This window comes from Shewanella gelidimarina (assembly GCF_023283945.1).
In the GTDB taxonomy this organism is placed as follows: Bacteria; Pseudomonadota; Gammaproteobacteria; order Enterobacterales; family Shewanellaceae; genus Shewanella; species Shewanella gelidimarina.
Map to the genome: position 1 here is coordinate 70,476 of NZ_JAKIKW010000003.1, position 12,490 is coordinate 82,965.

11 protein-coding genes are annotated in these 12,490 nt (G+C 44.4%); 10 read left to right on the forward strand and 1 reads right to left on the reverse strand.

Annotated features, from left to right (window positions below; all coding sequences use genetic code 11):
* Positions 1-9: 9 nt before the first annotated feature.
* Positions 10-2,205, reverse strand: a complete 2,196-nt coding sequence (gene priA / locus L2729_RS03795) for a primosomal protein N' (protein WP_248987051.1) — start codon at positions 2,203-2,205, stop codon at positions 10-12.
* 100 nt (positions 2,206-2,305) lie between these two features.
* Here priA and L2729_RS03800 point away from each other — a divergent pair, with 100 nt between their 5' ends.
* The 10 genes from L2729_RS03800 to mshL all read left to right on the forward strand — a co-directional run bounded on the left by L2729_RS03800 (position 2,306) and on the right by mshL (position 12,490).
* Positions 2,306-3,040 carry a FimV/HubP family polar landmark protein gene (locus tag L2729_RS03800; protein WP_248987052.1) on the forward strand — a complete coding sequence of 245 codons (735 nt, stop codon included), beginning with the start codon at positions 2,306-2,308 and terminating at the stop codon, positions 3,038-3,040.
* 183 nt (positions 3,041-3,223) lie between these two features.
* Positions 3,224-3,436 carry a 50S ribosomal protein L31 gene (gene rpmE / locus L2729_RS03805; protein ID WP_101089817.1) on the forward strand — a complete coding sequence of 71 codons (213 nt, stop codon included), beginning with the start codon at positions 3,224-3,226 and terminating at the stop codon, positions 3,434-3,436.
* A 117-nt stretch (positions 3,437-3,553) separates the two neighbouring features.
* Entirely contained in the window at positions 3,554-4,333 is a 780-nt protein-coding gene (locus tag L2729_RS03810) for a thermonuclease family protein (protein ID WP_248987053.1), read from the forward strand.
* 194 nt (positions 4,334-4,527) lie between these two features.
* Entirely contained in the window at positions 4,528-5,778 is a 1,251-nt protein-coding gene (locus L2729_RS03815; RefSeq protein WP_101089819.1) for a malic enzyme-like NAD(P)-binding protein, read from the forward strand.
* A 427-nt stretch (positions 5,779-6,205) separates the two neighbouring features.
* Positions 6,206-8,122 carry an RNase E specificity factor CsrD gene (csrD, locus tag L2729_RS03820; protein WP_248987054.1) on the forward strand — a complete coding sequence of 639 codons (1,917 nt, stop codon included), beginning with the start codon at positions 6,206-6,208 and terminating at the stop codon, positions 8,120-8,122.
* Positions 8,123-8,344: 222 nt separating this feature from the next.
* Positions 8,345-9,226 carry a type IV pilus biogenesis protein PilM gene (locus L2729_RS03825; RefSeq protein WP_248987055.1) on the forward strand — a complete coding sequence of 294 codons (882 nt, stop codon included), beginning with the start codon at positions 8,345-8,347 and terminating at the stop codon, positions 9,224-9,226.
* Positions 9,223-9,837, forward strand: coding sequence for a PilN domain-containing protein (locus tag L2729_RS03830; protein WP_248987056.1), 615 nt, complete (start codon positions 9,223-9,225; stop codon positions 9,835-9,837). Before L2729_RS03825 ends, L2729_RS03830 begins: the two co-directional genes overlap by 4 nt.
* On the forward strand, positions 9,834-10,490 hold the full coding sequence (locus tag L2729_RS03835) for an MSHA biogenesis protein MshJ (protein ID WP_248987057.1): 657 nt from the start codon (positions 9,834-9,836) through the stop codon (positions 10,488-10,490). The genes L2729_RS03830 and L2729_RS03835 overlap by 4 nt, the downstream gene beginning before the upstream one ends.
* A complete protein-coding gene (locus L2729_RS03840; protein WP_346347752.1) occupies positions 10,471-10,806 on the forward strand; it encodes an MSHA biogenesis protein MshK in 336 nt (111 codons plus the stop codon). Before L2729_RS03835 ends, L2729_RS03840 begins: the two co-directional genes overlap by 20 nt.
* Positions 10,807-10,810: 4 nt before the next feature.
* The gene (gene mshL, locus L2729_RS03845) at positions 10,811-12,490 is read left to right on the forward strand and encodes a pilus (MSHA type) biogenesis protein MshL (protein ID WP_248987058.1); all 1,680 of its coding nucleotides are present in this window, start codon (positions 10,811-10,813) and stop codon (positions 12,488-12,490) included.

The window sequence follows — 12,490 nt, forward strand, 5'->3', positions numbered from 1 at the left end:
TAAATCGATTTAAAGCAGATCTTGTGGATCGCGATCGAGACTCCAACGGCATTTTTTAGCCAGAGGTAACTGTTCAATTTGTGGTAGTGCTTGTTCAAATGCTTGTTGCAGTTGATTGCGGTTTTTAGTTTGGAAAAGTAGCTGGCGACGATATTTACCGGCCTTTCTATCCAGTGGGGCAGGCATCGGCCCTATCACTTCACACTCTTCATTTTGTGGCAGAAGTGCCCCTATTTGACTCAGCAGTGCATCGGCGTCTGCTGCCAAATGGGCTTCTGCGCGAATGAGGATCATATGCCAAGCGGGCGGGAGTAATGCTTGTTTACGCTCATTGAGCTGATTGCGAGCAAACTCACCGTAGCCTTTATGCATGAGCTCTCGAAGCATGGTGTTGTCGCTTTGATGGGTTTGTAATAACACGGTTCCAGGTTTGCTGGCACGACCGGCACGACCTGAGACTTGAGTGTAAAGCTGGCCGAAACGTTCCGGTGCTCTAAAGTCTGCACTAAAGAGCGCGCCGTCGACATCCAAAAGCCCGACCAAGGTCACATCAGGAAAGTGATGGCCTTTTGCTAGCATTTGAGTGCCCACTAAAATTTTGTATTCGCCTTTATGAATCGCGTTGAGATGGGCCTCCAATGAACCTTTATTGCGCGTGGTGTCGCGATCGATACGCACAACGGGGTGGTTGGGAAACTCTTTCTCAAGGAAGCTGGCGAGTTGCTCGGTACCCACACCTTGGCCAGCAAGCATGGTGCTACCACATTGATGACACTGCTTGGGGATCGCATATTGATTACTGCAGTGATGACAGCGGATCTCTCCTAAGGCTTGATGCACAGTAAAGAAGGCATCACAGCGATCGCATTCATGTAGATGTCCACATTCATGGCAGATTAACGCGGGAGCAAAGCCCCGTCGGTTGAGAAATAAAATGACTTGGTTGCCCGCATCAAGGTGGATGCGCATTTCATTCAACAATGCATGGGACATACCGGTGCGCAGTGGCTGATTACGAATGTCGACAATGCCTTGACGCACTTTTTCTGCATTGCCTGCACGTTGACCTAGCTGCAAATGCTCATATCGACCACTAAGTGCATTTTGTAAGGTTTCCAGTGACGGTGTTGCAGTGCCTAAAAGAACTGGAATATCTTCTAGATGCCCACGCATAACGGCAAGATCACGTGCGTGGTAACCCACGCCCTCTTGTTGCTTAAAACTCGAGTCGTGCTCTTCGTCTAAAATAATCACCCCAGGATAAGCCATCGGCGTAAATAACGCCGAACGCGTGCCGATAATAATGGCAGCTTCGCCCGTTTTGGCATGGCGCCATGCATCTAATCGTTGATTGTCAGTCAAACCAGAATGAATGACTGATACTTTGACATTAAAGCGGTGTCTGAATCGGCTAATGGTTTGGGGAGTTAAGCCGATTTCCGGGACTAGGACGAGTGCTTGCTTGCCCTGCTTTAATATTGTTTCTAATAAAGCCAAGTAAACTTCGGTTTTCCCCGAGCCCGTAACACCTTCGAGTAACGTGCAGTGATAGCCAGATTGCAGCGTGAGTGTCGCGACCGCGATGGCTTGTTCTGGGTTGAGTCTATGTGGCTCTTCAGTCATTTCAAGCTGGGTTCGCCAGCTGAGATCAACGGACACAACACGTGAATTCTTCGTTATCCAGCCTTTATCATCGAGTGCTTTTAGCGCGGCTTTACTGAGTTCTAATGCGGTGATTTCGTGCTGTTCGAGATCGCGTTCTGCTAAGGCGTTAAACAGTTTGCGTTGCGCGGGTGCACGGTTGAGTTGATTAACATCAGCGGCGCGTCCCGCATCCGTTAAAGTCCAATAGGTCGCCGTCGCCGCTTTCGACTCCGCCCCTTTTCTCAGTGCCACGGGTATCGCTTGTGATAGCATTTGCCCTAAGCTGCAGAAGTAATATCTTGCAGCCCAAGCCGTTAATTTATACAGTGAATCAGGTAATAGTGGTGCATCGTCTAAAATGCTAACAATAGGCTTTATTTGCTTAGGCGTTAAATTACAAGTATCCGTTATGGCCGTAATCAGGCCGATAAGCTGCTGACGACCAAATGGCACTTGTACTCGCATGCCTTTTTGAGGAACGATTACGATATGCTCAGGAACTTGGTAACTAAAGGTTTGCCGCATCGGAACGGGCAGGGCGACCTCAACAAACAAAGGCATAAAACTCTATTTCGATAGGAGATAAGCCTGTAGTGTACCGAGGCGAGTCTAGGAGAGCCAGTCAGATTTAACTTATTATGATGCGCTAGAAAAGGAAACGATGAAAAGAATAATAATATTAGCATTAACGACGTTAGCGCTGTTTAGCACCGCGGTTACTGCTGAGGTTTCTCATGTCAGCATAAATCAAAGGTTATTTGAACTGGGAGAGTACCCAAAACTCAAAGTGAATATGATTTCAAGCCATAAGAACCCCAATAAAGTGCAGTTCTTTTTGCGGCAATCGACCGGAGAAGAGCGCCTTGTGAGTTCACCGTTGAGTAATTTCCTAGTGTTAGTTACGGGCGTTGACGATGTTGTCGATAGTGAAGCGGTGTTGGTGGTGAAAGAGCATCGAATAAACCGCTGGCGAGAAGTCACGGTGCTTAACTTATTCAGTGACAACCCTGTCGAGAATGTGCCGCATACGGCATACGTTGAACAGACTCCATCGCCAGCGAAGGTCAATGAGAAAGAAAACCGTACTGTAAAAGCGATTTCAAATTCGTTAACGACCAGCACGGCAGCTACTGCCGTTAAACTCGAAGAAAATTGTAATGTAGACTTTAATGGTAGCGAAACACTCTGGCGTATTGGTTTACGTCAATCTAAAGTGTGGGGAGTCAACACTTATGGTGCAATACTTGCCATTTATGAGGCGAATCCACGTGCTTTTAATAAAAATAAAATCAATGGTTTAAAGGCTGATGCGTTATTGAAATGTCCTTCTGTAGCAATATTAGATAAATATACTGATGCCAAGGCTGCCGAAAAATTATTTGATTCGATGTACTAGGGATTGCAGCAACTTAGGGTAGGATAGCGCGCTCACTGATTCTATTTATGGTGATTCATGACGGGTAGCTGGATCTATTGCTTAAATGCTGTATAATCCTGCGCCCTAAACTATTATTAACTGCATGTGGTGTCCGACTTCGGGTTGGAAGAGCGACATGGCCTTAACCTTGAGGTAATTCCAATGAAAGCAGGTATTCATCCTGATTATGCAGAAATCACTGCAACTTGTACTTGTGGTAACGTTATCAAAATTAACTCTACTATCGGTAAAGACTTACATTTAGACGTTTGTGGTGCATGTCACCCATTCTACACTGGTACCCAGAAAGTTACGGATACTGGCGGACGTATCGATAAGTTCAACAAGCGCTTTGGTGCACTTGGCAAGAAGTAATTACTTCTGCAATGAATTTAAAAAAGGCGCCTTCTGGCGCCTTTTTGCTATTCTGAGGTTGAGCTTTTCTATCTTTCTTACTGATATATGTCTATTTGACGACTCAACAGGATCCCAATGGGCTTTAAAACATCACTCTGCGCCTTATTATTAGTTTTGACTCTTTCGCCTGTTCACGCCAGTCAATGTGTGCCGACTAGCTTTGATGAAACCGTGGTGCTTGATTACGTCAATGACGGCGATACCATTACCTTAAAAGATGGTCGACGAGTGCGGTTCATCGGTGTTGATACTCCTGAAATTGATTTCCAGTTTAAAGAGCTTTCAGACCCATACGCCGCAGAGGCTAAATCATTTCTGCAAAGTACAGTCAAACCAGGACAAACACTTAAACTTGTTTTTGGGCAGCAAAAACTGGATCCATACGGCCGTACACTTGCTTATGTGTATACCGCTGCAGGTGAACATCTGCAGGAACTGCTACTCAGTAATGGCTTTGCTAAAGCCAAGGTGTTTCAAAATGACTTTTTTTGGCAATGTTTAGCGGACATTGAACATGATGCGCGGACAAATCAACGAGGTCTATGGCAGCATCTTGACTACCAAGCTAAATCACCTGCACAGCTTTCAAGAAGCGATAGCAACCAATGGCGAGAGGTCAGAGGGGTGGTGACTGGCTATGAAAGAAAAGGTCAGGATTTAGCGCTGTTAATCGATGATAAGTTGGTTTTGATGATATCTAAGCAAGATATCAGTAAGTTTAATAACATATTGAATCTTAATCTGCTGCAAAGCCAGGTAATAGTGCGTGGCAAGGTGTACTTTTCTTACAGTAAGTGGCGCGTAAATGGCACTCATCCATCACAGATAACCGTCGAAAAAGACAGTTTGGAATAATATATAGCGATAAAGTTAAAATTTTGAAAGATCTTATTTGAAATGCTTCTATATTCGAGTATCTTAGCGACTATCAGCTTACGTTTATTGTTTAGGTAATACACTAGACCGACCTCAACCTAAACAGCTTCAATAACCGTTTAGCTGTCGACCTTTCGCTTTGGATAACATTAGTCGCACTCAGGATTAGAAAAATGGCAGATCTTCGTCAACAAGCCCTCGATTATCATGAATTACCCGTACCAGGTAAAACAGCAGTTTGCCTAACAAAACCCGCAGAAACGAGCATGGACCTTGCACTGGCGTATAGCCCCGGTGTGGCAGAACCTGTGCGTGAAATCGCGGCAAACCCTGAAAATGCATATCGCTATACCGGTAAAGGCAACACAGTTGCTGTTATTTCTAATGGCACCGCCATTCTAGGTTTAGGTAATTTAGGTCCGTTGGCATCTAAGCCTGTGATGGAAGGCAAAGCGTTATTGTTTAAGCATTTTGCCAATATCGATGCGACTGATATCGAAGTAAAACACAGAACTTCAGAAGAGTTTATTAATATAGTTGAAGCGATTGCCGATACATTCGGTGGTATTAACCTTGAAGATATTAAAGCGCCAGAGTGTTTTGAGATAGAAAAAGCCTTGATTGAGCGTTGTAATGTGCCTGTTTTTCATGACGATCAACACGGTACTGCGATTGTGACTACCGCAGGCATGATCAATGCGTTAGAGATCCAAGGTAAGTCGATGGAAAAAGCTGTATTTGTTTGTATGGGCGCTGGCGCTGCTGCCATCGCTTGTATGACAATGATGGTTAATTGTGGTGCCCAACGCGAAAATATCTACATGTTAGATAGAAAAGGCGTAATCCACACTCGTCGCGAAGACATTAACGAATATAAAGCTTTATTTGCAAACAATACGGATAAGCGCACGCTACAAGATGTTATCAAGGGTGCAGATGCTTTCTTAGGTTTATCTGGCCCAGATGTTCTTGGCGCTGAAGATGTAGCCTTGATGGCTGAGAACCCGGTGATTTTTGCCTGTTCAAACCCAGATCCTGAAATCAGACCTGAAATCGCCCATGAAACCCGTAAAGACTTAATTATGGGAACGGGTCGAAGTGACTATCCAAACCAGGTCAACAACGTATTGTGTTTTCCATTCATTTTCCGTGGTGCATTAGATGTGCGTGCATCGAAGATTAATGATGAAATGAAAATTGCTGCCGTGCATGCTATTGCAAGCTTAGCTAAAGAAGCCGTGCCAGCATCAGTGCTTGCTGCATATCCAGATGTTAGCTCTCTGGAATTTGGTGCCGAGTACGTGATTCCTAAACCAATGGACCCGCGCTTATTACCGAATGTTGCTAAAGCGGTAGCCCTTGCTGCCATTGAGTCGGGTGTGGCTCATATTACGACGTTACCTATCGGTTATATGGAGTCGTAATCACTTATTCTGCTAGTGATTAAGAAAAGGGGCTTAGGCCCCTTTTTTGTTTTCTGTCGTTTTTATTTTGCCTTTTATCACCTGCTGTTTAATAATCCTCAAATAAGCCGCTATTTGCGGGATAATTCTTCTACATCAAAATAAGATCCTGCAGGAAGCGGACATATACCCATCTTGCCTGAAGATGCAGGATTCAGTGGGAGTTTAATGGGCTTTAATCAAGGCATTGATTGCCACTAATGGTCGTTCCCTTAGTAAAATCAATAACACGGAGTAAAGCCCATTAAAACCCATCGCAGAAGGCGTTGTGCAAGCTCACTTCGTTGTTGCACTAACTTAAAAGGGAATAACCATTTCTATGTTAACGCGCCTAGAATTGAACTGGCACAATGCCTCTGAAACGAGCATCTTCAAGTAGGATGGGTATATGATACTCACTCGAATTCTTACTAAGAAACTCACTAGCTTTTGGCTGATGTCGTTAGTTGGTGTCGCCTTTATCTGTTTTTTAACCGCTATGTTTAGTTTCGTGCAGCTGACCTATGCATTTCAACAGCAAAAAGTGTCAGAACTAGAGGGCATGTTACAACAGCAGTTTGCCGTCACTGTGGCACCAGAAGAGAAGTGGCAGCTTAATAATTGGTTGCCACCATTGCTACATGCCTACCAAGCGCAATCGTTTGTGCTGACTAAAGGTAACGTCACTCTATTTGAATATAAGGCGCTAAAGCCTCAACCTGGTGGTGTGCAATACAGCAGTCAGCTTGAAAATGGCCTAATGATGGAGCTGGCATTGCCACAGCCGTTTAATAAGCATGAAGTCAGTGCTTATGAATGGATGATTCTGTTGGTGGGGTGTCTCGCCGTTATGCTGTTTGTACGATTTGGCTTTCGATGGTTTTCGGACCAACTTAATGGCATCGAAGATCTCACCGAGCGGGCTAACCTTATCTTAACGGGTAAGCGCGATAAAGCATTGGCAGAAAAGGGGCATGGAAGACCTCGGATGATTAACCGCGCCATGACGCAGCTACTACTTGAGCTGCATGATGCACATAAAGAGCGGGCGAGGTTTGATCAATTTATACGTTCCAACACGTTTCTTGATGCTGAAACGGGTGTTGGTAACCGTTTGTTCCTTAAAAACCGTTTGGATGCACTGAGCAATAGTGCAGGCATGATGACACCCGGTGTGTTGTATCTGTTTGAGATGGAAGATCTAGACCTATTAAACCGAGAAATTGGTGAGCAAGAGGTCAATGAAATACTGTCACAAATCATCGCCACTATTAATCAAATTTTAGTGAGTAAAGCTAATATCATTTTCTCGCGCCGCTCTTATAATCAGTTCGCGGTGGTGGTGCCACAAATTTCACAAAAAGAAGCGGACCAAGTCGCGGCTAAATTGTTACGGGTGAGTTTAAGCCAGATTGATAGCTTGCTCGATACACCTGATGATTTTCTGCATCTAGGCGGGGCCTATTTTAAAGTGGGTGATGACAAAGATGCTTTAGTGGAAGAGGCGGAGCTCGCTTTGCGCTCGGCTCAGTTTCAAGGCGGTAGTAGTTGGTTTATGTATGACAAGGGCGCTGTTGATGGTGATTTGTCTAAAGGCTCTGTGCGTTGGCGTAGCTTTTTGGAGAACGTGCTCGTTAGCAAGCGAGTCTTTTTATTCTCGCAGCCTGTGGTTGATAGTGATTTAACTGCGCATCATCAAGAAGTGTCTTGTCGACTGCGTGATACCCAAGGTAATTTGGTCCGAGCAACCCTTTTTCTCCCCATGGCAATTAAGTGCGGCCTCATCCCTCAAATAGAAAGGCAGGTTATCGAGATGGTGCTGTTTGATATCTTGCCGAAACAAAATGATACTAGCCTTAAGTTCAGCATTAACCTGAGCTTAGATACATTAACCAGCCGAGCCTTCGTGCGCTGGTTAAAAACCACATTGTTGGAATATCGGCACTTAGTCCCGCGGATCATCTTTGAGATAAATGAAGACATTCTAGTGCACCACCAAGATGTGCTCAAAGAGCCGCTCGATATGATCAGTAAAATGGGTGCGGGGATCTGTGTTGACAGAGTGGGGCAGCAAGTTGTGAGTACCGAGTATTTACAACGTTACCCTATCTCGTTAATTAAACTGCACCGTTCTATCGTCAGTCAAATCCACCTGCGAGCGGAGAACCAACTCTTTATCCGCAGTTTAATCGCCGGGCTGTATGGTACCGATGTGCAAGTTTGTGCTGAAGGTGTTGAGGTTTTTGAAGAGTGGCAGACGTTACAAATTTTAGGCGTGAGTGCGGGTCAAGGTAGTTTTTTTAGTGAGCCAATAGAAGAAGTATAACTCGTTTACAGAGTCGGCAAACGATAAGATGTAATGGCTTTATAGATGTTTTTCTATAATATTCAAATATTAGTAGTTACAATGAGTGACATAAGAAGACTCTCTTTGCTTTTAACCTAAATTAGATCAGTATTATCATCATCTAATTCACAAGTCGTTATCAGAAACTCGATAATATGAACATTTACGGGTAAGAACTAACAGTATTTAAGGCACGGATGAATGGAAGCTAGCTTGCTAAGTAAACTCCAATTTTGGCGAAAACCTGCTCCAACATCAAAGTTGGGGTTATATGTGTGTGCCGATAAAATATTTGTATACCAAGCAGCAACTGAAGAGTCTGTCGCCAATTTTTCTACTTTCAACTTTAAAAAACTGGATTGGGCAGATGCCTTTGAGCAGATCGTCAAGTCACTCGGCATTGCAAAAATTCAAATCGTTTTATCTGCTGAGTTTTATCAAGTCTTACTGGTCGATAAGCCCAATGTAGAGCCAGAAGAGATGACTGCGGCGCTGCTATGGTCAGTTAAAGATCTCGTTAGCCAAGCGGTAACCGACATCCATTTAGATTACTTCGAATCCTCTAAGCAAACGACCAATAAAGTTAGCGTCGTCGTCGCAGATAAAAAACAGCTCACCAGTATACTGCTGGCAGCGAGAGCGACGGGTATGGAAACCTGTGGCGTCACCATTGAAGAGATGGCGATTACCCATTTGTTTAGTGATAACCAAGCAAGACTATTACTCAGCCATCGCGCTGGCGGAGAGCTTTTACTTGCCGTCGTAAAGGATGGCGAATTATTCATGCAGCGTCGAGTGCGAGGCTTTTTACAGCTTGATAGTGTTGCCGCTGAAGATCTCGCTTTTGGTCTTGCTGACAACTTGAGTCTAGAGATCCAACGTTCAATGGACTTTTTTGAAAGCCAGTTACGTGAAGCCCCCGTGGCATCGATTGACTTATTGATGCTGGGCGCCCGTGACAAGTTGGCTGCGTTAGTGAGTGAAAACTTCAATCAAAGTGTGACACCGTATCAAGCTGAGTCGGTAGAGGCAGTTTTTTCGCAGATGGCATTAGCTGAGTTTTCACAAGGTGACTCAATATGAAATTAAGGGTTAACCTCTACTCAGAATCTTTGTTTCCTGCTGAAGTACGTTTATCTTTTTTAAGATTGAACCAAGTGCTGGTGGGCTTAGTTTTAATTTTATTATTAAGCAGTGCCCTCGCATATGGATTCGTGTCGAGTCTGGAATCTGAAAAAGATGAGTTACAACACGCTAAGGCCACTTTAGATGAGCGCAAATTGGAACTCGAAGATGAGCTAGCCAAGAGGCAGCCAAGTCCGTCTTTGGTGGCTGAGGTCGAATTAAAAGCGCAACAGTTAGAGCTCAAGCAGATGTTAATCGGTAAGTTGAGTCAACAAGAAGCGCTTACAAGCTTTGGTTATTCGCCATTAATGACTGATTTAGCCAGCGTGGCAGATCGTAGTATTTGGCTGAATCGGATTCAGGTTAACGAAAACCGCTATATCTTCGAAGGCTACACCTCTAGCCCACAAAGTGTGCCAAATTGGATTGATAGACTTAAAACTACGACCACATTGAAAGGTCATGCATTTGCATCGATGACAATGAGCTTAGGTGAAGATAAACCGCTGGCATTTAAATTAACCAGTGATGCCGATACTGAATCTAAAGCCGCGGAGGGTAGAAAATGAAGCAGCGCTGGTATGATCTAGCCACCAAATTCGATGTGCTAAGCCAACGAGAAAGAGTGTTAGTTGCAGCTGCAGTGCTTATCGTTGCAGGGTTGATTTTTTATCTGCCGTTGGAGTCATTGTTAACCCAACATACTCAGTTAAGTCAGCAGGTTTCTTCTTTAAAGAATGAGAATAATATTTCAGAGCAGCAGATTGCGCTCTATGAACAAAGCTTGGCGACCGATCCAGACACCGAGTATCGCCAGCGCTTAGCCAACATTATTCAGCAGACTAAGCAGATAGATGAAGAGCTGTCTTTCCAAATGGTTGATATGGTGCCAGCAGATCATATGCCTACCTTACTTGCAGGGCTACTTTCAAATGTAAAAGGCATTAAATTGAAAGCCTTTACCTCAATCGCCCCTACGCCATTATTGGAAGTCGGCGAAGAGAAGAAAATGAACTTGTATAGTCATGGGATCCGGCTGGAGTTTACCGGCGATTATTTTTCGGTATTACGCTTTGTTGAAGCCGTGGAGAGCATGCCAAATAAACTTTACTGGCGTAGCATGGATTATAAAGTGGATGCCTATCCTAAAGCCGCAATCACGTTAGAGCTTTATACCCTAAGCATAAATAAGGACTTTATTAGTGTTGCTAAAACAAATTAGTCGCTTAGCACTGCTCATCGTCGCTGGCAGTTTTTGCGTTAACTTAAGCGCAGACAGTTTACGAGATCCAACGTTACCTGGTGCTGGTGCAAGCATAACCAATACCGCCACCGTATCGTCAAACAAAGCATTGGTACTGAACAGTATTTTAATTAAGCAAAGCGGTTCTTTTGCAGTGATTAACAATGAAATATTTAAGCAGGGTCAGCGAGTACAAGGTGTAAAAATCGTGCATATTGACAAGGATACTGTGTCGTTAGCCGATGGCCGTAAACTGACAATGTTTAAAGCAATACTAGAGATTAAGGGACACTAAACAGATGCGCTCAACACTATATATAACCCCTTTGCTGACATTGTTACTGGTGGCCTGCCAAACGGTTGATAGGCCAAACCCAGTAGCGTCAAAGCAAGCATTAGCGGATTCTATTGCAACCGCTGAAACGGCCACTTTAGCGCCGCCTCCAGCGGTATTGCCAGAGGAAGTGCAAAGAGAGCTAGCGTCAAACAGTTTACTTGCTGGTTTTACCCCAGCCAAAAGAGCTGAGCGTCGTTTTGATGTGTCTGCTCATGAAGTTGATGCTAAAGTGTTTTTCCCTAGTTTAGTGCAGGGGACGCCATTAAGTGTGGCAGTGCACCCTGATGTATCCGGTCAAATTTCACTTTCATTAAAAGGGGTTACCCTTCAGGAAACACTGCAGGTTGTTGAAGATATTTATGGCTATGAAGTGAGTCGAGAAGGGCGCATTTTACGTATTTATCCTGCTGGTATGCGTACCGAAACCTTTTCACTCAATTACCTTTACATGCAGCGCGAAGGCTTATCGTTAACCTCAGTTAATTCTGGGCGTATATCAGATGATAACAACAGCTCCAGTGGCGGTAATAGTAGCGATAGCGGCAATAATAGTAATTCAAATAACAGCTCCAATAGTGATTCTAATTCAAGCAGTAGCAACAGCAGCAGTGAGAAAACGAACGGGACTTTTATCCGTTCAAAAACCAAGTCTGACTTTTGGGGCGAGTTAAAAGAAACATTAGTCTCCATTGTTGGTGAAAGCGGTGGTGGGCGCCAAGTGGTGATTACACCACAAGCTGGACTCGTTACTGTTCGTGCCTACCCTAATGAAATTAGACAAGTGCGTAATTTTATCAAAACGGCAGAAAGCCACTTGCAGCGCCAAGTTATTATCGAAGCCAAAGTGCTTGAAGTGACTCTGTCTGATGGTTACCAGCAAGGGATCCATTGGGAAAGCGTATTAGGTCACGCTGGTAGCACTGATATCTCCTTTGGTACTAGCCCATCAACAGGCTTAAGTGACAAGATCACCAGTGCATTGGGTGGCGTAACTTCCATTAAGCTTCAAGGGTCTGATTTTAGTACCATGATTAGCTTGCTGGATACGCAAGGTGATGTGGATGTGTTATCGAGCCCGCGTGTTACCGCGTCAAATAACCAAAAAGCCGTGATTAAAGTCGGTACCGATGAATATTTTGTCACCGATGTTTCTTCAACGACGATTGCTGGCACCACGCCTGTGACCAGTCCTGAAGTTGAGCTAACACCATTTTTCTCCGGCATCGCACTTGATGTCACTCCGCAAATTGATGCCGAAGGCAATGTGTTATTACATATACACCCATCGGTCATTAATATTAAAGAGCAGGTTAAAACAATTAAGATCTCCGATAGCACTTTGGAGCTGCCCTTGGCACAAAGTGAAATCCGCGAATCCGACACTGTTATCCGAGCAGCCAGTGGCGACGTGGTTGTTATTGGTGGCTTAATGAAAAGTGAGAATATAGAGATAGTCTCTAAGGTGCCATTATTGGGAGATATTCCCTTTTTAGGTGAGGCCTTTACTAACCGTGCTAACTCTACCGTAAAAACAGAATTGGTTATCTTACTGAAGCCTATCGTTGTAGGTGCTGACACTTGGGAGAGTGAACTTAAACGCTCTCAAGAGCTACTCGACCGTTGGTATCCTGAGGGGGAGTAG